We start from the raw sequence: 20844 nt of genomic DNA on the forward strand, positions 1-20844 counted from the left end.
GAAGGCATCTCGCCATGACATGCGAGAGGAGGCGAGCGGACCGAGCACACGTTGCCTGCCCCCCGCCGACCCTTCGTTCGCGAGCCTGGAGCAGGCCTATCGACGGCTCGAGCACCTGTATGAAATCAGCAAGCTCTTCGCGAGCTTCAAGAGCGTCGCGCAGTCCTTCGACCCCGCGCTTGGCATTCTCGCGAAGTCGCTACCCCTGCGCAGCGCGGTCCTCATCCAGACGGAGAATGGCCAGTCGAGGATGATCATCTGGCCGTCCGAGTTTCAGGACTCCGAACGGCTGCGAGCGGTCAAGAAACACGCGGAGGCTTCCTATGCCTACCTCGTCGGGGCGAAGTCGACCGAGTCCCTCGGACTCAGCGAGCAGCCGGGTGAGACCCTGCTGCCCTGGCAGGAGCAGAGTGAAGGGGATGAAGAGAAGCGGTTCATCGTCATCCCGCTCGTGGTGGCCCAGCACTCGCTCTTCGGTGCCCTTCAGCTCGAAGGGGCCATGTCCCTCGACAAGAAGGACCTGACCTTCGTCAATGCCATCGCCAATCAACTCGCGATCGCGCTCGAGCGTGACCGCGCGTGGCGGCGCGACATCACCCGACGCGAGGACGCCGAGGAGGAGCGTTCCCAGGCGGAGACACGAGGCGCCGCATCTGAACGAGACCGCCTCGTCGCCGAGAGCTCGAGTGACAGATACGAGGCGCTCGCCAGGGAGAACGCCCAACTGTACAAACAGGCGCAGGTCGCGGTGAGAGAGCGTGAGCAGATCCTCGGGGTGGTGTCTCACGACCTGAGGAACCCCCTCTCGACCATCATCATGACCACCGACGCGCTCGCACAGCAAGAAGCCACCGCGAGGCGGCCCGAGCTTCCAGTCCCCAAGGCGGTCGAGCGAATCCAACGCGCGGCCGAGCGGATGATGCGGCTCATCGACGACCTGCTGGACTTCGTGAGCATCGAGCGCGGGCACCTCTCCATCAAGCGTCAGCCCAATGACGCGGGCGCGCTGGTCAACGAGACGCTGGCGAGCTTCGAGCGCGTCGCGCAGGAACATCGGCTGACGATGACCGCGGAGGTCGAGCCGCGCCTTCCGCCCATTCTTTGCGATAGGGTTCGCATCCTCCAGGTCCTGTCCAACCTGGTGGGCAACGCCACCAAGGTCACCGCCGAGGGCGGGCACATCACCCTCAAGGTCGAGGCGCACGAGAACCAGAGCGTGTTCGCGGTCGCGGACGATGGTCCTGGGATTCGCGCGGACGACATCAAGCATCTTTTCGACCGGTACTGGCGCAGCGGCGAGGCGAGATACAGGGGGACCGGCCAGGGGCTCGCCATCGCGAGTGGAATCGTCGACGCGCATGGTGGCCGCATCTGGGTCGAGAGTGAGAGGGGACACGGCGCGACGTTCCGCTTCACGGTTCCCCTGGCCGAGGACGTCAGCACGGTCGCCACGCCGTGACGTAGCGCCTGCCTTTGCCACCGCGGGCACGCGGCACCATGGCCCGTCCGCATGCGGAGACTATGCCTCTCCTGGGCCTGCTCCGGTTCGGTGGACAGGTTGTGGAGTTGCCCCCGTCGAATCGGACAGCTCAAGGTTGAGAGTTAGCAGTACGGAACTCATGGGGTGACTTCATCTTGAGGCCCCGATGCGGGTGGCAGCGATTGTAGTCGTCGAACCAGGCGGGCAGATGCGCCCGGTCGCGTTTCTTCCGCTCGCACTCGGGCCGCGCCGCCCAGGCGTAGTAGCCACTGGGAGTAGCCCGGTTCCGTGGCTCTCCCGCACTTTGTGTGGACCGTAGGTTCAGACGGTGAGCAGCACTCGACGACGCAGTAGGTCGAAGTTGGCGCGGCCATACATCTGACGCTTGAGAAGCTTGAGCTTCGTGATTTGGCCCTCGGCCTGGGCGTTGCTCCAAGGAGAGGTCAGGGCGGCCCGAACAGCATCGCCGTCCTGTTCGAGGCCCTCCGCAAAGGTTTCCACCGCGCGTACCCCGCACGTACGCGCCTCGCCCAACCACGCTTCAAAGGGCCTACAAGACCTCGTGGGTCTTGCTCTCTGTGAAACGCCCCGCGAGCGCACGAGTTCGCAAAACCGCCGGGTCAATGCGACGACACGCGACGCTTCCTCGTCCTGCTCGATGCGCGCCAACGTCGCGGTCTCCGCGGGGGTCAACTCCGAGGGCTTCTTCACGCACAACCACGCCAATTGCTTCGGCGAGGAGAGCGCGTCAGGGCGCGTGCCTTTCGACCACCAGTTGCCGCCGGGGTAACCACGCGCCCCTGAGCGAGGCCGAGCGGTCCGTCGCACCTGGAGCCAACGGTGGACCTGCCGCGAGGTGCCACGAAAGCCTTGGGCGCGAATCTCCCGCCAGAGTTCGCAGGCGTTCTCACACCCTGCGACTTGTCGCCGCGTCAGGTACTCCAGATAAGGGTCGAGGATGCTCGGTCTAGGCACGCGCGCCGCGCGCTCGGGGAAGACTTCGGCGGCTGCGTATTTGCGGACGGTCCCTCGCGCAAGTCCCAGTGTGCGACTGATTCTCAGCAGGGGTTCCCCTACCAGGTGACGCAGCCGTACGGCTTCGTATGCGGCAACACGCCGGGAGCGGCTCTCCTCTCGGGCGTGGGCTTCGGCGTGAGTTCGCGAGAAGCTGGTGTGACGACGTGCAGGAGGAGTGTCTGCGCTCGGCACGACTGGTAGCGCTCGAAGGCGAGGGTGAGCGCTGGTCATCCAGCGTTCCATCATTTGCCGTCCATTCAGCAGCAAGTGCCAGCGGTCCGCCACCTGCTGGGCCTCTGGAGCGCCCAGCACCGCCGCTCGTGCGTACTCAGTCGACCGCTCTCTGGCGATGACTTCCACGCCGGGGTGCTGGCGCAGCCAGGCGCTCACCGTGGGAGTCGAGCGGTCTGGCAACACGTCCCGCACGCAGTGCGCTTCCAGGTCGACAAGGATGGAGCCGTAGGTGCGCCCCTTGCGCAGCGCCCAGTCGTCGAGGCCCAGGACGCGAGCGGGGCTGGGAGAAGGCAGCGGAGCGCGGCGGATCAGCCGCAGGAGGGTATCGGGACTGGTGGGCATGGCCAGGGGCTTGAGCAGCCTGGCCCCAGCCTCTGCTCCGGCTGTGATTGCAACAGCGCACTGCGCGGTGGCCAGCCGCCGTGTCCGCCGAGCCTGAGCGGCCAGCAGGCGCACCGGCCGCTCCGCGAACGTGCGGCGGGAGCACTCCGGGTTTCGGCAGCAGAAGCGCCGCACACGCAGTTCGATTTGCACGACGCGCCCTGCGGCGGGCAGGTCCGCTGGGCGTCGGACGTAGCGACCATGCACCGCGGTACTGGACGTCTGGCAGGAGGGACATCGTGCTCCCGTGCCCTCCATGCGCACCCCGAGGACGACACCCGCCGCGCTACCGTGGGCCACCCGGTCCACCCGACACCCAGGAAGTGGGTACAGCGTTTCCATTCCCAGGGTGTATTCGCCCCGCTGGCAGCATGCCGTGTCTGCCTACTCCCCAGAGGGGAACCACACGAAGTGCGGGAGAGCCACGGAACCGGGTCACGCCCACCTGGGCTTGCCCACGGCATGTGCGAGGTTGGCCCCGGCACGAGGGCCACCCCAGGCCGCGTGGTGTTGAGGCTCAAGAGGCGCCAAGAGGTCCAGGCCCCTGCTACGCACCCGATGGGAGCGCGGTCTGGGCCGGCGTGTACCCCAAGGGGGCTCAAGCGGCCTGTCCACCGGCCGGGCTACTCCCATCGGACGGGAAACCAGGAGCACCGGTGCACGACCTCCGAGAAGACGACGCCGACCGTAGCAGGTGCCCTGGGGTCGCAGGTCTGTCAAGGCGCCGCGCGTCCGCCGATCTCCGGAAAGCGCTCGTAGGCGCGCTTGAGCGCATCCAAGTGCGCAGGGTTGTCCAGGTCGAGCGGCATGTCGGTAAGCTGCACGACCCACCCGCCCGACTCCGTGCGCCGTGCCCGTGAGAGCAGTTCGGCGTCGCGGGTCGGGTCCGGGAACCCGATGACCTTCGCGGCAGGGGCCGACCAGTAGTTCAGCCATCCGAGGCGATGCGGAATCTCAGGTGCGCGGATCTTCTCAGGCAGCTTGAGTGCTGGCAGCCCCCGGGGCGGAATCCCTGGCTTGTGGACCGGATCGCGTGTTTGCCGTGCGATCTCGACACCCGCGCCAGACGGCGTCGCATGCCCCCAAAACGCGCGGGCCCCTTCTGCCACGCCTCCAAGCACATCCGCTGCCGCCGCGATGACGGCCTCGTTCAGTGGCAGCTCTGCATGGGCATCGAGCAACGACTGCCCGCCCGGCGCTTGGCGCGCGGGTGTTTGCAACCCATAAATCGTCACAGGGAAGCTCTCGTCACCGTTGCATACGAGAGGGAAGCCTCCGTCCCTGGCCCCTTCGGAAAGCCACGTGTCGCGCTGCGGTAAAGCGATGGGGCGCCCCTCTTCGGAAACCTTCCAATCGAGGCGCAAGCCAGGGAAGGCCCGCTCCATTCCATGGACGACAGCGAGCGTGCGACCGTCCCTCGCAAGCAGCGCTGGCGCGTAGACAATGATGCCAAGGGTGGTTTGCGTGGTCATCGCCTGCACCCCGTGACGACGATCTCCAGTTCGGGCGCCTCACGCTCCAGCGCTTCTCTGTGCGCTTCGGTGCTCACCCCAACGACGAAGCGATATCCACATGACAGCGCGATGTTTCGCTCTTCCCGCATCTTGGCCGCCTGCCCTTTGATTACCCGCCCTCGGAGAAAGGCATTGTACGTGTCAAATTGGTCGGTCTTGATCTCCCACAGCACGCGCACGCCGACTTGCAGCGCATCGAAGCGCACGCCGCCAACGAGCACGTCCTTGCCGCGGTAGCGGTTCGGCGGAAACCAGTCAGCGCACTCATTGTGCGGGTCATCTCCGCCTGCGTGAGGCACTGGAACAGGCTCGCAACTGGCGCGTCCCGTCCGGTCCACGGGCACAGGTGGCGCTGGGGGCTGCCGGTCCAGCCCCGCTGGCTCGGGCTTCAGCTTGGGCTTGCGTTGGGCTTCAGCTTCCCGGGATGCCACCTTCGTTCCTCGTGAGGTTCCTGCTTCCTCAGGGTAGGCGTGGCGGAATTCGTATGCATTCAGTGCTTCTTTGATGGCGACGCCGATCACCACCACGCCAAGCACGATCACGGCCCCCACGGCAATCTCAGGAGCCGCTAGCACGCAGAACCCGAGTCCCACGGCTGCAGCGTCCGCTGAAGCGAACGAGCATCTTCCCGTGGTGTCGTGGAACTCGATTCGGTCATGGTCGAGGGTCCGATAGCACTTCTCCACCAGCACGGCCCAAGGCTGGGAAGCCTCACGGACGACGCACTGTCCCCCGTCTGTCCACGGCAGCTTCGCTGCTCGCTGGATGTTGGCGAGCCTTGGGTTCCGCACCGTTGGCTCATTTCGGTTCGGCGCCGACGTAGCGCAGGCCGAGAGAAAGAGCAGAAGTGCGATGCAAGCTCGGAGCCGCGTCATGGTCACGTCCTTTCAATCAAGCGCGATGCTGGAGGTCAAGGCTCGCCCGCCCGGAGCATTCCAGCACGCGCTGACGTCGATGGTGTTCGGAGCGCGGCAGCACACACAGCCCGGAGCACACCAGCGGTGCGAAGACGCGCGGGCACCATCAGCCACGCCAAGGAGCGGCGCAGCTCAGGGGAGCCAACGCGGCGGGCACCTCGTCAGTGGCCGGGCGCCAAGAAAAACCGCTGAAGGCGGGCACCGAGGAGCACCGCACGCAACCATCGAAATGACGATGCGCTACGCCCACCTGAGCCCTGACAGCCGGAGGGCGGCGGTCAACGTCCTGGACCGTCCGCTCGCTCCGGCGTGTGACATACGTGCGACACGCGTGGAGGACGCCGCCAACCACACGTAAGGACAGGGGGGAAACAGTACCGGGAGCGGGATTCGAACCCGCAACCTCCGCGTTCTGAGCGCGGCGCCTCTACCAAGATTGGGCTACCCCGGCGTGATGCGGTGATGAGTCGGGACGACTGGATTCGAACCAGCGACCTCGCGCGCCCGAGGCGCGCGCTCTGACCAGACTGAGCTACGTCCCGATGTGAGGTGGAGCATCGAGGGAGGACCCGGACATGACTGAGGCCGGGTCCCCCCTCGGGAGCCCGGCCTCTGGCCCTGCGTCTTCCCTGGGTTCCAGGGAGGCGGGGTCAGGTGCCGGGTGGACTGCCGCGGAAGGAGGCGATTGCCCATTCCAGGCTGTCGGGAGCGGGGACCGGGTCGGGAAGTGGATTCAGGTTCAGCTCGTCGCGCGTCGTCATGGTCACCGCTCCTTTCGGGGATGAGAGACGCGGCGGAAATCCAGCCCTGACAAGTCCTTGCGACGACCTGCCCGCCCGCCCGCTTCCGGCTGCCTGAAGGGGTATTTGACCTTGAGGTACAAAATGCGTAGAAGGCCGTCATGGCACGCCCACGGAAGTTCAAGCCCGAGGCCGTCGTGGAGAAGGCGATGGAGGTCTTCTGGACGAAGGGGTACGCGGGCACGACGCCCCAGGAGTTGGGCGAGCGGATGGGGCTGGGCCGGGGCAGCCTGTACAACACCTTCGACAGCAAGCACGGCCTCTTCGAGCACGCGCTGCGCCACTACCTCGAACACGAGTCGGTGAAGCTGCTCGCGTTGCTGAAGCAGCCGGGTTCGGCCAGGCAACGCCTGCGGGGGCTGATGCTGGCCATCATCCGGGTGGACCTCGCGGATCCGGAGCGCCGGGGCTGCATGGCCATCAACACCGCCATCGAGCTCGCCGGGCGTGATGAGGCCGCGACGAAGCTGGCCGCGCGCATGTTCGACCAGACCGAGGCGGCGTTCCTGGCCGTCATCGAGGAGGGCCAGCGCACCGGCGAACTGGAGGCTTCTCTTGATGCGGGGGCGCTGGCGAGCCTGCTGCTCAACACCCTCACCGGACTGCGCGTGCTCGGAAAGACAGCCCAGGACGCCACGCGGTTGGAACGGATTGTCGACACCGTCCTGAAGGTCTTTTGATCATGCCCCGACTTCCTCCCATCCGACTCGTCGCGCTCCTGCTCGGGGTGTTCACGGGCGCGTGCGCGAACCGTTCTCCGGTGGCGCCCGAAGCACCGGGGGCCGCAGGCCTTCCCTCCGTCCGCCTCTATGCGCTGGACTGTGGCCACATCGACGTGAAGGACATGGGGCTCTTCGCGGACCGCAGTCCACCGGGAGGGCAGCCCGGCGAGCTGGTCGTTCCCTGCTTCCTCATCCAGCACCCTCGCGGCACGCTGCTGTGGGACACGGGGCTGAGCGATGCCCTGGCCCGACAGGCCGGCGGCGCGGAGGACCCGGTGGGCAATCGCTTGCGGCTGGAGACATCCCTGGGCGTGCAGCTCACCCGGCTGGGACTGACCCCCGCGGACGTGCGCTACGTGGGCTTCTCCCATTTGCATGCCGACCATGCCGGCAACGCCAATGCGTTCACGGCGTCGACGTGGCTGGTGCAACGGCGTGAGTTCGAATGGGCGACCCAGACGCCGACACCCCTGGGCGTGGACCCGGGAGCCTTCTCCTCCTGGCGTGAGGCGAAGGTCCAGTTGCTGGAGGGGGACTTCGATGTCTTTGGCGATGGCAGCGTGCGCATCGTCTCCACGCCGGGCCATACGCCCGGACACCAGTCCCTGGTGCTTCGGCTCCGGAAGGCGGGGACCCGGGTGCTTTCGGGAGACCTCTGTCACACACGTGAGAACTGGGTGCGCCATGGAGTGCCCGCGTTCAACACCAGCCGCGAGGACACCCTTGCGTCCATCACCCGCGTGGAGGCCTTGCTGAAGGACTCGCACGGACACTTCATCGTGCAGCACGCTCCGGAGGACTTCCAATCCCTGCCGGCGTTCCCCTTGGCTCTGGAGTGAGCGAAGCGCATCCGCCCCACCGTGGGTGCACGGTGGGGCGGGCTCGCAGTCCGGGACTTCAGCGCGAGTGCTGCTTGAAGAAGTCCCACATGATGGTGGTGCCGTCGGGCCCGGCGGGGTCCGCGAACGGATAGGCGGAGTTGCCGCCCGGCCACGCGTGGCCCATGCCTTCAATCTCATACTGCTGGACCAGGAGCACGCCGCCGGTGACGTAGTTCCTCACCGTGTACTTGCGGCCTCCCGGTGAGGTGGCGGAGTAGACCTGGGTGGGGGAGTTCGACACGCTGTTGTTGTTCGCGCCGTCGTCTCCGTAGTCGTTCGTCTGGAGGAACTGGCGCACCGTCTGCGTGCCATTGATGGGATTGACGACATCGTCGGCCGTGCCGTGGACGACGAGCACCGGCACCTTCCGGCGCGGCTTGCCCGAACAGGCCCAGGCGTCATACCCCCGGTCGTCCGGCGAATAGATGCTGCCGAACTTCATGGCGAAGAGGGTGCCGGAGGCCGTGGTGGCCGCCTTGTACATCGCTCCTGCGCCCACCATGCCGGCGGTGAACACATCCGAGTAGCAGGCCATCAGGATGGTCGACATCACCGCGCCAGCGGAGACGCCTCCCACGTAGACACGGCGCTCATCCACCGTGTAGTGGCCCTTCACCCAATCCACCATGCCGACAATCACTGACGGCTCTAGACCGCCCCGATCCTGGTTGATGGAGAACATGAAGTTCCAGCACTGGGTGCCATTGGCGAGCATGGCCTGATTGGGATAGAGCACCAGGAACTTCTCCTGGTCCGCCTTCTCATTCAGCCGTGCCAGTCCGGCGAACTGGTCTGGATTCTGGAGACAGCCATGGAGCCCGACGACCAGCGGGAGCCGCTCCCCGGGCTGATAGCCCGTGGGAACCCAGAGCTGGTAGCTCCGGGTCCCCCCGTCGCCGCTGTAGATTCCATGGACCCACGAGCCCGCCTGGGCCTGACTTGCACCCAGCATTCCGAAAAGCGCGCACAACCCCACGACCGCCCGGCAAAGGGCGCTGACATTCCGAGTCACCGACATCTGACTGCCTCCTGCTTCAACGAGGCCGCGGGATGCGGCCTCGGGAAGTTGCGGATGCGTCGGCGCCCGGGGCGGGGACTCAGCCCGTGTGGAGCGCGTCGCGCGAGGGGCCTTCGACTTTCCGGAGGAAGCCCTCCACCGCCTCGACGACCTGTCCGGGTTGGTCCACCGGCGCGGCATGGCCGGAGTCCGTCAGCACCTGGAGCCGGGCCTTCTGAAGCAGGTCCACGTAGGCCTGCTTCGAAGCCTGGGGCGTGTAGTCCCGTTCGGAGTGCAGCACCAGCACGGGGCAGGACACGTCCTTCAGCCGCTCAAGGACGCTCCACCCGAGCAGCCCCTTCGTCGCGCGCAGGTAGACGTCCGGCGCGTTGGAGCCCAGTCGCTCCACCGCCTGTCGCCGCAGGGACTCCTGCTCCGGTTTGGGAAACAGCTTCTTCGCCACGATCTTCGCCAACCCCTGGGGCCCCAGCGCCCGCAGCGCCAGGAGGCGCGTCAGGTACGCGAACCGCTGGCGCAGGGTGCGGGGGACCATGTCCGGCCCGCTGTTGATGACCACCAGACTGCGCACCAGGTCCGGCCGGTCCACCGCGAGCTGGAAGCCCATCATCCCGCCCATGGACAGCCCCACGATGTGCACCGACGACAGGCCCAGCCCGTCACACAGCGCGGCGATGTCGCGCGCGAAGAGCGCCACGCCGTAGGCCCCCGCCGGCTTGTCGCTGCGGCCGTGGCCCCGGGCGTCCGGAACGAGGAGGCGGTGGTGCGCGGAGAGCCGAGGCGCCACACCCTCCCAGTCGCTCCCCGAGGACCCCAGCCCGTGCAGCAGGAGCACCGGCGCGCCCTCGCCAGACTCCTCGAAGTGGAGGGTCACGCCTTCCTGGGTGCGAAACGTGGGCATCGGCAGGGCCTCTTCATCCTGGGGGACGGCCACATCGGGATGAACGACTGTTCAGAGGTGCGTTAGACTTCACTGTCGTTGATGCCGTTGAAGGCTATCTGAACGAACGTTCGTTTCGCAAGGCCACCCATGTCCGTTCCTCTTCCTCCGTCCCGGTTGCGTGCTCGCAAGGCGGTTCTTCCGACCTCGGCGGTCCCTGACGGGACGCGTCGTCGCATCCTGGAAGCGGCGCTCCAGCTCTTCGCGAGCCGGGGCTTCCATGGCGCGTCCATCCGGGACCTGGCGACGGCGCTGGAGCTGCGGCCCAGCGCGCTCTACGCGCACTTTTCTTCCAAGGAGCACGTGCTGGCGGAGCTGGTGCTCATGGGCCACGAGGCGCACCACGAGGGGTTGCGCGCGGCGCTGCTCGGCGCGGGTTCGGAGCCCATTGAACAACTGAGGGCGCTGGTCCGGGCCCATACGCTGCTGCACGCGAACCATCCCCAGCTCGCGGTGGTGGTGAACGAGGAGATCCACTCGCTGCCGCCGGAGCTGGCGGCGCCGGCCCTGGCCCTGCGGGAACAGTCCGCGGCCTTGCTGCACGCGGTCATCGAGCGGGGCAGGGCGCAGGGGGTGTTCTCGGTGCCGCACGCGGGGGTGACGGCGGCGGCGATCTCCACGCTGGGGCTGCGACTGCCGTACTGGTACGAGCCCACCCCGGCGCTCGACGTCGACATGCTGGCGGACCTGCACGTGGAGCTGTCGCTGCGGATGCTGGGCGTCCAGGGCCCACCCGCCCCTGCGTCCTAACCCGCTTCAGGGAAGTTCAGTAAGGCGCAGGCCTGCGTGAAGGAAGAAGGCGGCGAGAACGTCGTGGCGGTGGCCCAGGCGCACGAATGAGGCGCGTGCCTGGGCGCGCAGCTCGGCGACAGAGTCGGGCGTGGCATTGCGCAGCTCGGCCTTCACCACGCCGTTGCAGCCCTCCTCGGGATTGAGGTCTGGCGCATAGCCAGGCAGCCGCTCAAGACGGAAGTCCTCGGGGTGGCGGGCGACGAAGTCGAGCGTCTCGGCACTGTGGTGCTGGTTGAGGCCGTCCCACACGATGGTGAGAGGACGGCCCACGTTCCTGCGGAAGTAGCGCAGGGCCTCGATGATGTCCTGGCTGGTGAAGCTTCCCTCCCGGTGGCGCGAATACAGACGCGCCGGCTTGCGGCCGTACGGGGCAATGAGGGCGACGATGCTGGAGACTTCGCGCCGCTTGTCACGACGGCGCAAGGTGGGCGGATGCCAGACGGGCGCCCAGGTAGACGCTACGCGGGCCCGAAACGAACTACCTGTCTCGTCCACGAAGGCAATGGCCCGCCCGCTTCTTCGAGCCCCCTTTTGATGCGGGGCCAGTCGCGTTTCAGCCATGCCTCCACCAACGCATCGTCACGCTCCTTGGCTCGCGTGCGGGGCTGCTGCGGACTCAACCCCAGCCGGTGAAGGCGCTCGGCCAGGTAATTGGGGTGGTAGCGCACACCGAACGTGCGGTGGATGAGGTGCGCCACTCGCGTGAGTGTCCAACGCTCGGTAGGGAAACCGCAGGTGCGCGCCCCTGCCTTTACCAACTCCGCCACCTGCCGCCATTCCCCCGGACTCAACTTCGACGGTCGGCCCGTGCGCGGCCTCGCCTTCAGTCCGCGTGTCCTGCCGCCTGCCTCATGCAGTCGCCGCGCCCAACGACTGACGGAGGCCTCGCTGACTCCCACACGGCGCGCCACCTCCGCCTGCGACAGTTGCCCCCGTCGCAGGAGTCGTCCGGCCGCAAGCCGCCGCTCCTCAAGCTGCTGCGCCGTCCAGTGCTTTGGTTGCCACGCCATGGACGCCACCTCTCCATGACGCAACCGGTAGCTCCTTACCCAACTTCCCTGAAGGGGGTTAGCGAGCCGGGGGGACTCCGGGAGGGAGGAGCTGGCTCCTCCAGTCGCGCTTCTCGATGCGCCTCACGTTGTCGGCCTCCGCGAGCGTCGTCAGATAGCGGGACAGGTCGAGCAGTTCGGTGTCGTGCTTCTGCCCGTCGTACTCGCGCACGTAGATGGCATTGCCGTGGTTGTGGACGCACTTGGCGGGTGTGTCGTCGACAATCAGGACGCGCTCCAGCCGGTAGCCCCGCCGCTTCAACTTGTGCAGCTTCTTGACGTAGCCGTAGTGGGAGTCCGGGTCGAGGTGGCCGTCGTTCATCACGCGGGTCTTGTCGGCCGCGAACGTGCAGCGGCTCCTTCCCCAGACAAACGCCAGGGGGAGCGCTGGCGGGAGGATGCGTTTCACGATCTCCATCACGTAGTCATCCGTCCCGGAGGACCAGATCGCGAGCTGGAACCGGGAGGCGCATTCCGTGAGGAAGGGCTCCAGGTGCGGGCGCACGTGGCCGAAGAAACCCTGGAGCCGGAAGTCCGCCTTGCGGCCCAGGGGCTCCTCGCTCACGTGGACCAGGGTCTCATCCAGGTCGAGGATCAGGAGGATTCGGTCTGTCGGGCTCATCGGAGGCTGACGCGGCCGCACGTCCGGGCATGACGCGCGAGGGAGTGGGAGTCTGCCCCGAATGGTCCGAAGATGCGCCCGGCGGTTTCATCCTTCCTCGCGGGGCGTGTACATGACGGAGCTGGAAGACCTCACGGCGTTCGAGCAGCACCTGGCAGGAGGCCGAAGCCTCGCCAACGTCATCCTCCAGGGCCTGGACCTCACGGCGTGGAGCGACGCGGTGCTGAGAGCGGACCTCACGGGCACCATCTTCCTGGGGTGTCACCTGGAGGCGAAGACCCTGCTGCGGGTCGTCGAACAGGGCGCCATGGTGTTCCCGCCGTTCTCGGGCCTGCCCTATTCGCCCTACCGGGGCACGCTCTACACCCCGGAGGAGCTGTACGCGGGCTTCGACCCCGCGCACCCGGAGAGCTACGCGGACACGCCGGACGCGCGCATCTATGCGCACTGGAACTCGCGCGGAGGCGCCAACCCGCCCTCCCTGCTGGAGACCCTGGCGCAGCGGCTGCACGACCACGCAGTCAGTGACGCCCTGGAGGAGGTGCTCCTGCACGAAGGCAAACCCCGTCGGGTGGTGGCCATCATGGGCGGACACTCCATGCAGCGGGGCGCGCCGGACTACCGCTCCGTGGCGGAGCTGGCCCGTGCCCTGGCGCGCCAGGGGTTCTTCCTGGTGAGCGGAGGCGGTCCGGGCGCCATGGAGGCCACGCACCTGGGCGCGTGGTTCGCCGGGCGGAGTGATGGCGACCTGGACGCGGCGCTCGCGCTGCTGGCCGAGGCCCCGTCCTACAAGGACCGCGAATGGCTGGCGCGGGCCTTCGAGGTGCGCGCGAAATGGCCGATGCGCGATGAGGACCGAGCCCTGGGCGACAGCCTGGGCATCCCGACCTGGCTCTACGGCCACGAACCGCCCAACCCGTTCGCCACGCGCATCGCCAAGTACTTCGCCAACAGCGTGCGCGAGGAGGGCCTGCTCACCATCGCGAGGGGTGGCGTCGTCTATTCGCCGGGCAGCGCTGGCACCGTGCAGGAGATCTTCCAGGACGCCTGCCAGAACCACTACAACACGGTCGGCATCATCAGCCCGATGCTCTTCCTGGGCCGCGAGTTCTGGACGAAGACGCGGCCGGTGTACCCGCTGCTGGAGCACCTGGCGCGGGGCCATGAGTACGCGCGCCACCTGCTGATCACCGACTCGCAGGAGGACATCATCCAGGCGCTGGTGCGCTTCGACCAGGAGCGCGAAGGGGCACTGCCCGTGCCCCTCGCTGATGCGGGCGCCTTCGCTAAACTGGGGTGACCGAGGACAGGTTCACGAAGGCGTCCCGCTTCACCCCGTGCTTGCGGAAGTCCTGCACGGTCCGCGCGAGCGTGGCCGCCAGCAGTCCCAGGAAGGGCAGGTGCTCGCCGCCTTCACAGGTGGCCTGGCCCTGCGTGTCCTCCGTGTCCGGGACGAAGCGCTCGTCCCAGCGCACCAGGCCGAACGTCCCGTCCGCCGACACCGCGCCGTGCACCAGCGGCGTGCCCGTCTTCCGCGCGTGGTCGCTGAGCAACTGACGGCTGTCCTGGTTGTCGAAGGCGTCCACCAGCAGCTCCGCGCCCTTGCACAGCGCCTCCACGTTGTCGCGCGTGAGGCGCACGCCGAAGGACTCCGCCTTCACGCCGTGCAGGTTGTGGAGCTGGAGCTTCAGCGCCTCCGCCTTGTTCTTGCCGACGGACGGCTTCACGTACGCCTGTGACAGCAGGTTCTTCGACTCCACCCGGTCGAAGTCGATGAACACCAGCGTCGCATCCAGGTTGCGACACAGCAGGGCCGCCGTGGATCCGATGGCCCCCACCCCGCAGAAGACGATGCGCATGGTGGCCCTCAGCACGCCCCGAAGGGCACCTTCGGACGCAGGTAGATACGCTCCTCGCCGCGCGCACCCCGGAAGCGGTCCACGACGTAGTGCTGGAACGCGTCCTCACCCAGGTGGATGCGGTGCAGGCCCGGCACTCCGCCCGAGCGCACCAGCTCCACCGCGATGCGACGCACGTCCGTGTCGCTGATGGCCCGCTCCAGCTCCACCGGCACGTCGGCCGACAGTCCGTCGAAGGTGATGTTGAGCGTGGTCATGATGGCTGTCTCCTTGGAGCGCGCGCCCCGGACCCCAACCGCGGAAGCGCGGCCGGCCGGGAACCCTGGCCCGGGACGTCCCCGCCGCGTCCTTCCTGACAACCCCTGCCGTCGGGGGCGCGGCCTCCCCGCGATGTCTGGCGGGGTGTGAAGGGGCAGGCGCGCGGCCGGGCGCCAGCACCCGTGACGTGGCCGTTTCACGAGGCGGGCCGTCATCGCCTCTTCGCGGGGCCGTGCACAGTGTTGGGCTCCAGGAGGAATCCAACGCATGGAGTCACCACCCGTACCGCATACCTGGAACGTGACGCCCCGGGAGGCCGTGGCGCTGCAGAAGCGCCTGCGCGAACAGCTCATCCTCCAGCCACCTCCAGGGCTGAAGGTCACGCGGCTTGGGGGCGCGGACATCTCCACGGAGAAGGGCAACGACACGGGCTATGGCGGCATGGTGGTGCTGGACGCGGCGACGCTTGCGCCCCTCGCGCGGTCCGTGGCGGCGGTGCCGCTGTCCTTTCCGTACGTCCCGGGGCTGCTGTCGTTTCGCGAGCTGCCGGTGCTGGCGGCCGTCTGGGCGCGGCTGACGGTCCGGCCCGACGTGCTCGTCTTCGACGGCCAGGGCACCGCGCACCCGCGCCGGCTGGGCATCGCCTGTCACGGGGGATTGCTCTTCGACGTGCCGTCCATCGGCTGCGCCAAGTCGCTCCTGGTGGGAACGCACGGCAAGCTCGCGGAGGGCAGGGGGGCCACGGCCCCCATCACGCACCAGGGCGAGGTGGTGGGCATGGCGGTCCGCACCCGCCAGGGCGTCAGCCCCGTGTTCGTCTCCCCCGGACACCGGATGGACCTGGAGACCGCCGTGGAGTGGGTGCTCAAGGCAAGCCCGCGCTACCGTGAACCGGAGACGACGCGTCAGGCGCACCGGCTGGTCAACGCCTTCCGCCGGGCGGGCGGTGAGGCGGCGGAGCTGGAAGGAGGGAGTCCCGGATGAAGCCCATGGGATTGACGCTGGTGGCGCTGGGCCTGGGGCTCGTGGTCGTGGGGCTCCTCGTCTGGGCCGGGGCCTTCTCCTGGTTCGGACGGCTGCCGGGGGACATCCGCGTGGAGAGCGGCCACACGCGCTTCTTCGCCCCCATCGCGTCCATGCTGCTCGTGTCCGTGCTGCTCAGCCTGGGCGCCTGGGTGCTGCGCCGGTTCTTCTAGCCACCGTTCCCGGTCGATTTCTCCTCAAGGATGGGCGGGCTCGCCGTCTGTCCGGCGGGGCCTGACCTGCCGGGTTGCCTGCCTGCTGTCCAGACGGGCAGCAGGGGGCCTGCCCTGGTGTTCCCGGGGCGGGCACAAGCCGGACGAGGAGTGGATCCGCGCCTTTGAACCGCGCAGCATGCGGCCCCCGTCTTGTCCGGCCCCGTCCGGGAATAAAGGCGACATTCGAAAGAGGGCGGCTGACCGGCCGTCAGGAGCGAGCATGCGCAGGCTGTCATCCCCATTGAGCGAGCTGGCTTCGCACTACCCGGTGGTCGTCGTGGGGTCGGGGTATGGCGGCGGCATCTCCGCCAGTCGCCTGGCTCGCGCGGGGCAGCAGGTGTGCGTGCTGGAGCGCGGTCGGGAGATGCACCCCGGCGAGATGCCTCGCACGCCCGCGCAGGCCCTGGCCGAGTTCCAGCTCCACTGCGCGCCGGGGCAGGGCGACCTGGACGTGGGCAGCCCCACGGGCCTCATCGAGGTGCACCGCAACGGGGATGTGTCCGTCATCAACGGCTGCGGCCTGGGCGGCACGTCGCTCATCAATGCCAACGTGACGATGCGGCCGGATCCGCGCGTGTTCGAGGATCCGCGCTGGCCCGCCGCCCTGCGTGCGGACGTGCACGGCCTGCTGGAGGACGGCTTCGCGCACGCGGAGCTGATGCTGCGACCCCTGCCGTACCCGGAGGACCATCCGCCGCTGCAGAAGCTCAAGACGCTGGGCATCTCCGCGGAGAAGCTGGGCGGACGGCTGATGCGGCCGCCCCTGGCCGTGACGTTCGAGGCGGGCGTCAACGCCGCGGGCGTGCGGCAGCCGGGGTGTTCGCTGTGCGGTGACTGCTCCACCGGCTGCAACACCGGCGCGAAGAACACCATCCTCATGAACTACCTGCCGGACGCGCACGCGCACGGCGCCCGCATCTTCACCGAGGTGTCGGTGCGCGCGGTGGTGCCGGACGGCGCGAAGTGGCGCGTCTACTACCGCCCCCACCACACCGGCCGCGAGCGCTTCGACGCGCCCGACGCGTGGCTCACCGCGGACCGGGTCGTCCTGGCGGCCGGCACCATGGGCACGGCGGAGATCCTCCTGCGCTCGCGCGAGCAGGGCCTGTCCGTGTCCTCGAAGCTGGGCCACCGCTTCAGCAGCAACGGCGACGTGCTGGCCTTCGGCTACAACCTGGACATGCCCGTCCACGGCGTGGGCCACGGCGAGCAGGACCATGAGACGCGCGACCCGGTGGGCCCGTGCATCACGGGCGCCATCGACCAGCGCGACACGGAGCGGCTGGACGAGGGGATGATCATCGAGGAGGGCGCCATCCCCGGCGCGCTCGCCTCGTTGATGCCCGCGGCGCTCGCGGGCGCGTCGGCGATGGTGGGCGAGGACACCGACGAGGGCATCCTGGACTGGGTCCAGGAGCGCATCCGTCAGGCCGAAAGCCTGGTGCGCGGCCCGGACCACGGCGCGGTGGAGCACACGCAGACGCTGATGGTGATGTCCCACGACGAGGCGAAGGGTGAGCTGCGGCTGGAGCACGACCGCGTGCGCCTGCACTGGCCGGACGCGGGCCGGGACCCCCAGTTGATCCGCGTGGAGGAGCGCCTGCGCCGGGCCACCGCCGCGCTGGGCGGGACCTACGTGCGCTATCCGCTCTGGACGGAGGCCTTCGGCAAGGAGGTGCTCTGCACGCACCCGCTGGGCGGCTGCGTGATGGCCGAGCGCGCCGAGGAAGGCGTCGTGGACCACGAGGGGCGCGTCTTCTCCGGGGCCTCCGGCCGCGCGGTGCATGAGGGGCTTTACGTGTCCGACGGTTCGGTGATGCCGCGCTCGCTGGGCATCAACCCGCTGCTCACCATCTCCGCGGTCGCCGAGCGGGCCTGCGCCCTGATGGCCCGGCGCAACGGCTGGACCATCGATTACGCGCCGCTGTCGGAGCGCGACGCCCGCCCGGTGCCCGGGCCCGTGGGCGTGCGCTTCACGGAGACGATGCACGGCTTCGTGTCCGGCGCGGTGGCCGCCCCGTTCCTGGATGCCGGCAACCCGGAGCGCGATGACGCCACGCCCCTGCGCTTCGTCCTCACCGTGACGGCGGAGGACCTGGAAGTGACGCTGCGCGACGAGCACCACCCCCTGAAGCTGATGGGCACGGTGACGGCGCCCGTGCTGTCGTCGCGTCCGCTGGTGGTGACGAAGGGCGAGCTGCGCCTGATGACGCGCGAGCATGCCCGGCCGGGTGGCCAGCGGATGGAGTACCTGCTGAACCTGCTCACCGAGGCCGGCGAGCGGTACTACCTGGAGGGCTACAAGGACCTCTACGACGATCCCGGCCTGGACCTGTGGAAGGACACCACCACGCTGCTGGTCTCCCTGCACAAGGGCGACGGGGCCACGGCGCCGTGCATCGGCCGGGGCTTCCTGCGCCTCACCGCGACGGAGTTCGCCCGGCAGCTCACCACCCTGAAGGTGCTCAACGGCCGCGACGAGCTGCACCGGCTGGAGGCGCTGGGCCGCTTCGGAAGCTTCTTCTTCGGCGCCCTCTGGGACACCTACGTCCGCCGCGTGGCTGCCTAGCAGCCGGGCGGGCGGCGCAAGGTCCACCAGGCCGCGATGACGTGCCCTCCGGGGTGGGCATGGGCACCCTGTTTCCCACCGGGACCGACAGGGAGGACCCCATGGCTGAAGACCGTGACCCGCAGCGCCGCTCGGGTGCACCCCAGGATGACGAGCGTGCGGAGGAGCACCGCGAGCCGTCCATCGAGGAGCGGCGTGCGCGGCGCAGTGCCATGCGCGCAAGTCAGACCTATGCGCGCTTCATCGACCACCTGTGCGAACGGGGAGGCATGTCGCCCGCCGTCGCCCAGCAGGCGGCCGTCTCCGTCCTCTGCGGGCTGGAGCAACGGCTGCACGCGGAGGAATCCCACGACCTGGAGGCGCAGCTTCCCCGCAAGCTCACGGAGCTGCTGCACCGGTGCGAGCGCCACGACGCCGAGGTCCGTCCGGAGAAGTTCGGGCGCGATGAGCTGCTCAGGCAGGTAGGGGATGACCTCGCCCTGCACCCGGACGCGGTGGAGCCGGTGGTGCGCGCGGTGATGGACTCCGTCCGCCATCTGATCAGCGAAGGCGAGGCCGAGGACGTGAGCGCGCACCTGCCGCAGGACATCCGCCACCTGTGGCTGCCGACGATGTGACGCGGGGCCCGCCCGACGGTGTGTCGGGTGGGCTCCATCCCCGGGCCCTTTCGCACGCGCGCGAAACGTGGCGCGTGTCAGGGGCAGCGAGGTGCCCTAAGGTCTCCGGCGCACCCTGCCGGAGAACGCATGGCCCTCGACGATGACTTCAGCGCCGCCCAGACGCGGGTGAAGACGCTGACCAAGGCTCCTTCGAACGACACGCTGCTGGAGCTGTACTCCCTCTACAAGCAGGGCACCGACGGGGATGTGCAGGGCAAGCGCCCTGGCATGCTCGATATCAAGGGCCGTGCGAAGTACGACGCCTGGGAGAAGCGCAAGGGCCTGGCGAAGGACGCCGCGAAGCAGCAGTACGTGGCGCTCGTGGAAAAGCTGCTGAAGAAGTAGACGCCGCCCATGCCCCGCTGGCTCAGCCTCGCGCTGTTCCTCGTGCCGGTCATCTCGCTGCTCGCGGTGGCCCACGTCTATCTGTACCGCCGCCTCGTGCGGGATGTGACCGCGCGCAAGGGACTGCGCCGCGCCGGGCTCGTGCTCTTCGCCGGAGGCTTCGTGGGCTCCGTGGGGGCCCGCATCCTGGGGGCGATGCTCTCCTCGGAAGTGGCCCGCGCGGTGGGCATCGTGCTGCTCTTGTGGATGGGGCTGGTGCTCTACCTGCTCATGTTCACGCTGATGCTGGACGTCGGCGGGCGGATTGTCGCGCGCGTGCGCAAGGCGCCGGAGCCTGCGTCGCCGGAGCGCCGGGCGTTCCTGGCGGCGGGCGCCACCGTGGCCGGCGCGACGGTGAGCACCTACGGTGCCTGGAGGGCCTTCCACCCTCCGGACGTGCGCGACATCCAGGTGCGACTGCCCCGGCTGCCCAAGGCGCTGGAGGGCTTCACGCTGGTGCAGCTCACGGACATCCACATTGGCGGGGTGGTGCAGCGCCGCTTCGTGGATGAGCTGGTGGCGCGCACCAACGCGCTCAAGCCGGACCTCATCGCGGTGACGGGGGACCTGGTGGACGGCACGGTGGCGGAGCTGGGGCGCTACGCCGCGGGCTTCGGCGCGCTCAAGGCCCGGCACGGCGCGTTCTTCATCACCGGCAACCACGACTACTATTCGGGCGCGGATGCGTGGGTGGCGTTCGTCCAGGGCCTGGGCATCACCGTGCTGCGCAACCGCTCCGTGTCCATTGGCGACGCGGGCGCGTCCTTCGACCTGCTGGGCGTGGATGACTGGAGCGCGGTGAAGCTGGGCGAACCCGGTTACGACCTGGACGCGGCGATGCGCGGGCTGCGTCCGGACCGCGCGTCGGTGCTGCTGGCGCACCAGCCCTCCAACTTCCAGGAGGTCGCCCGCCGCGACATCGGTTTGCAGGTTTCAGGGCACACGCACGGCGGACAGATGTTCCCGGGCAACGTGCTGGGACACCTCGTCTGGGGCGAGCAGAACGCGGGCCTGAGCCAGATGGGCAACTCCCACCTCTACGTCAGCCGGGGCTGCGGCTTCGTGGGCCCGCCCATGCGCGTCGGCGCGCCGCCGGAGATTGCCCGCATCATCCTGCTGCCGGGCTGAGCCGGGGCCGGCCGTACAGCAGCCCCGAAGCGATGCGGAGCGGCGCGGCCCACGGGGGTTCGTTTCGCACGGGCACGTCCTCGCCACCGACGCGGGCCACCATTCCGTCGGGGGCCACCACCGAGAAGCGCAGCGGCCGGCCCAGCGCCGCTTGCAACGCGGCCATCGTCGTCTCGTCCTCCGACGAGAAGCCGAGCGGCCCTTCGGGGTGGCTGTGGGTCACCTCCACCAGCGTGTCCCGCAGGCTCCAGATGGCCTCCCACCGTGCCCGGGAGTCCGGCAGCGCCACGGGGTCGTCGAACGAGTCACCCCACAGCACTTCGTCCCCGGGCCCGATGAGCAGGCACACTTCACGCGTCGACATGGGCCCTCGCTTTTCCGTGGC

General features: G+C 68.7%; 22 protein-coding genes, 2 tRNA genes and 1 pseudogene. 11 read left to right on the forward strand and 14 right to left on the reverse strand.

Going from position 1 to position 20844, the window contains the following annotated elements; all coding sequences use genetic code 11:
* The first annotated feature begins 19 nt into the window (after positions 1-19).
* Positions 20-1459 carry a GAF domain-containing sensor histidine kinase gene (locus D7V88_RS04385; RefSeq protein WP_158624992.1) on the forward strand — a complete coding sequence of 480 codons (1440 nt, stop codon included), beginning with the start codon at positions 20-22 and terminating at the stop codon, positions 1457-1459.
* 130 nt (positions 1460-1589) lie between these two features.
* On the opposite strand, the pseudogene D7V88_RS44225 reads toward D7V88_RS04385, so the two are convergent.
* The 6 genes and pseudogenes from D7V88_RS44225 to D7V88_RS04415 all read right to left on the reverse strand — a co-directional run.
* Positions 1590-1694, reverse strand: a pseudogene (locus D7V88_RS44225) (integrase core domain-containing protein); the annotation flags it as partial.
* Between the two features lie 107 nt (positions 1695-1801).
* A complete protein-coding gene (locus tag D7V88_RS04390) occupies positions 1802-3454 on the reverse strand; it encodes an ISL3 family transposase (RefSeq protein WP_120539328.1) in 1653 nt (550 codons plus the stop codon).
* 374 nt (positions 3455-3828) lie between these two features.
* The gene (locus tag D7V88_RS04395) at positions 3829-4584 is read right to left on the reverse strand and encodes a DUF5953 family protein (RefSeq protein WP_120539354.1); all 756 of its coding nucleotides are present in this window, start codon (positions 4582-4584) and stop codon (positions 3829-3831) included.
* Positions 4581-5501: a DUF6310 domain-containing protein gene (locus tag D7V88_RS04400; protein WP_120539329.1), complete on the reverse strand. Its 921-nt coding sequence runs from the start codon at positions 5499-5501 to the stop codon at positions 4581-4583. Before D7V88_RS04400 ends, D7V88_RS04395 begins: the two co-directional genes overlap by 4 nt.
* Before the next feature lie 417 nt (positions 5502-5918).
* Positions 5919-5994, reverse strand: a tRNA-Leu gene (locus D7V88_RS04410).
* A gap of 16 nt (positions 5995-6010) precedes the next feature.
* Positions 6011-6085 (reverse strand) — tRNA-Pro (locus tag D7V88_RS04415).
* Between the two features lie 359 nt (positions 6086-6444).
* Here D7V88_RS04415 and D7V88_RS04420 point away from each other — a divergent pair.
* Positions 6445-7023, forward strand: coding sequence for a TetR/AcrR family transcriptional regulator (locus D7V88_RS04420; protein ID WP_120539330.1), 579 nt, complete (start codon positions 6445-6447; stop codon positions 7021-7023).
* A gap of 2 nt (positions 7024-7025) precedes the next feature.
* Entirely contained in the window at positions 7026-7904 is an 879-nt protein-coding gene (locus D7V88_RS04425; protein ID WP_120539331.1) for an N-acyl homoserine lactonase family protein, read from the forward strand.
* Between the two features lie 58 nt (positions 7905-7962).
* Here D7V88_RS04425 and D7V88_RS04430 read toward each other — a convergent pair whose 3' ends face one another.
* Both D7V88_RS04430 and D7V88_RS04435 read right to left on the reverse strand, forming a co-directional pair.
* Positions 7963-8898, reverse strand: coding sequence for an extracellular catalytic domain type 1 short-chain-length polyhydroxyalkanoate depolymerase (locus D7V88_RS04430; RefSeq protein ID WP_244237980.1), 936 nt, complete (start codon positions 8896-8898; stop codon positions 7963-7965).
* Between the two features lie 145 nt (positions 8899-9043).
* On the reverse strand, positions 9044-9862 hold the full coding sequence (locus tag D7V88_RS04435; protein ID WP_120539333.1) for an alpha/beta fold hydrolase: 819 nt from the start codon (positions 9860-9862) through the stop codon (positions 9044-9046).
* A gap of 129 nt (positions 9863-9991) precedes the next feature.
* On the opposite strand from D7V88_RS04435, the gene D7V88_RS04440 reads away from it, so the two are divergent.
* Positions 9992-10651: a TetR/AcrR family transcriptional regulator gene (locus tag D7V88_RS04440; protein ID WP_120539334.1), complete on the forward strand. Its 660-nt coding sequence runs from the start codon at positions 9992-9994 to the stop codon at positions 10649-10651.
* A gap of 6 nt (positions 10652-10657) precedes the next feature.
* On the opposite strand, the gene D7V88_RS04445 is transcribed toward D7V88_RS04440, so the two are convergent.
* From D7V88_RS04445 to D7V88_RS04455, 3 genes are read right to left on the reverse strand one after another with little or no spacing between them, the layout of a single operon-like run.
* On the reverse strand, positions 10658-11254 hold the full coding sequence (locus D7V88_RS04445) for a transposase (RefSeq protein WP_120539335.1): 597 nt from the start codon (positions 11252-11254) through the stop codon (positions 10658-10660).
* Positions 11152-11703, reverse strand: a complete 552-nt coding sequence (locus D7V88_RS04450; protein ID WP_120539336.1) for a winged helix-turn-helix domain-containing protein — start codon at positions 11701-11703, stop codon at positions 11152-11154. The genes D7V88_RS04445 and D7V88_RS04450 overlap by 103 nt, the downstream gene beginning before the upstream one ends.
* Before the next feature lie 58 nt (positions 11704-11761).
* The gene (locus D7V88_RS04455; protein ID WP_120539337.1) at positions 11762-12364 is read right to left on the reverse strand and encodes an NIF family HAD-type phosphatase; all 603 of its coding nucleotides are present in this window, start codon (positions 12362-12364) and stop codon (positions 11762-11764) included.
* Between the two features lie 112 nt (positions 12365-12476).
* Between D7V88_RS04455 and D7V88_RS04460 the strand changes: the two genes are divergently transcribed.
* Complete coding sequence (locus tag D7V88_RS04460) at positions 12477-13664, forward strand: LOG family protein (RefSeq protein ID WP_120539355.1); 1188 nt, start codon at positions 12477-12479, stop codon at positions 13662-13664.
* Here D7V88_RS04460 and D7V88_RS04465 read toward each other — a convergent pair.
* Both D7V88_RS04465 and D7V88_RS04470 read right to left on the reverse strand, forming a co-directional pair.
* Positions 13651-14223: a HesA/MoeB/ThiF family protein gene (locus D7V88_RS04465; RefSeq protein WP_120539338.1), complete on the reverse strand. Its 573-nt coding sequence runs from the start codon at positions 14221-14223 to the stop codon at positions 13651-13653. The genes D7V88_RS04460 and D7V88_RS04465 overlap by 14 nt on opposite strands.
* Before the next feature lie 8 nt (positions 14224-14231).
* A complete protein-coding gene (locus tag D7V88_RS04470; protein ID WP_120539339.1) occupies positions 14232-14480 on the reverse strand; it encodes a hypothetical protein in 249 nt (82 codons plus the stop codon).
* 268 nt (positions 14481-14748) lie between these two features.
* On the opposite strand from D7V88_RS04470, the gene nfi reads away from it, so the two are divergent.
* The 6 genes from nfi to D7V88_RS04500 all read left to right on the forward strand — a co-directional run bounded on the left by nfi (position 14749) and on the right by D7V88_RS04500 (position 20459).
* Positions 14749-15465 carry a deoxyribonuclease V gene (gene nfi, locus D7V88_RS04475; RefSeq protein ID WP_120539340.1) on the forward strand — a complete coding sequence of 239 codons (717 nt, stop codon included), beginning with the start codon at positions 14749-14751 and terminating at the stop codon, positions 15463-15465.
* Positions 15462-15677, forward strand: a complete 216-nt coding sequence (locus D7V88_RS04480) for a DUF2905 domain-containing protein (protein WP_120539341.1) — start codon at positions 15462-15464, stop codon at positions 15675-15677. The genes nfi and D7V88_RS04480 overlap by 4 nt, the downstream gene beginning before the upstream one ends.
* Before the next feature lie 262 nt (positions 15678-15939).
* Positions 15940-18288 (forward strand): GMC family oxidoreductase N-terminal domain-containing protein, encoded by a 2349-nt coding sequence (locus D7V88_RS45065; protein WP_120539342.1) that lies wholly within the window; start codon positions 15940-15942, stop codon positions 18286-18288.
* Between the two features lie 101 nt (positions 18289-18389).
* A complete protein-coding gene (locus tag D7V88_RS04490) occupies positions 18390-18905 on the forward strand; it encodes a DUF2267 domain-containing protein (protein ID WP_120539356.1) in 516 nt (171 codons plus the stop codon).
* 129 nt (positions 18906-19034) lie between these two features.
* Positions 19035-19292, forward strand: a complete 258-nt coding sequence (locus D7V88_RS04495; RefSeq protein ID WP_120539343.1) for an acyl-CoA-binding protein — start codon at positions 19035-19037, stop codon at positions 19290-19292.
* A gap of 9 nt (positions 19293-19301) precedes the next feature.
* A complete protein-coding gene (locus D7V88_RS04500; protein WP_120539344.1) occupies positions 19302-20459 on the forward strand; it encodes a metallophosphoesterase in 1158 nt (385 codons plus the stop codon).
* On the opposite strand, the gene D7V88_RS04505 is transcribed toward D7V88_RS04500, so the two are convergent.
* Positions 20440-20823, reverse strand: a complete 384-nt coding sequence (locus D7V88_RS04505; protein WP_120539345.1) for a hypothetical protein — start codon at positions 20821-20823, stop codon at positions 20440-20442. The genes D7V88_RS04500 and D7V88_RS04505 overlap by 20 nt on opposite strands.
* Between the last annotated feature and the right edge of the window lie 21 nt (positions 20824-20844).

Origin of the sequence: Corallococcus terminator, from assembly GCF_003611635.1 — a bacterium.
Taxonomy (GTDB): domain Bacteria; phylum Myxococcota; class Myxococcia; order Myxococcales; family Myxococcaceae; genus Corallococcus; species Corallococcus terminator.